At 45.8% G+C, this 515-nt stretch carries 1 protein-coding gene; it reads left to right on the top strand.

Annotated elements, in window-relative coordinates; translation table 11 throughout:
• On the top strand, positions 1–515 hold a 515-nt coding region (locus HC175_RS17390), incomplete at both ends, for a hypothetical protein (RefSeq protein ID WP_168139560.1).

Genomic DNA, 515 nt, shown 5'->3' with positions numbered 1-515 from the left:
CGGAATGTTCAGACGATCTACCTGTTTTTGTTGAAGTGGCCCTTTCACAGGAGGGAAACTGGGTAATAGGTAGTGATACAAATCCGCTTAGAGTAGACTTAAATCCCTCTCCCGGAGATTTTGACGGGGATGGAGTAGACAATTACTTTACCGAAGAATCTGCTCAACTGGAACTGGTTCCCGGCACTTACCGGCTGGAATATTTTACAGTTCACAATGCCGACGGAGATGTGATATGGATGGCGCCACGTACTCAGGGACTATTTGGTTCTTTGGTAGATTCAGCACTTCCACTTGATATCCAATTGGGAGCGGGAACCAAAAAATATGTAAGTGTGGATGTACTTTGTTATGAGGACCGGATGGTGAACCAATACGGTTATCTGTTCTTCGATATTGTCCAGAATGAAGCTGTTGAATTTTGTGTTTTCGGTAATTTCTGTGACGAAACAGGTCGACACTTTCCCGCCAGCTTCAGGGTAGACGCCTGGACCTACAGCGGTAATGAGGCAGAG

The organism is Salinimicrobium oceani (genome assembly GCF_012037645.1).
Note: the sequence above shows the minus strand (reverse complement) of the source record. Positions and strands in the feature narration are given on the sequence as shown.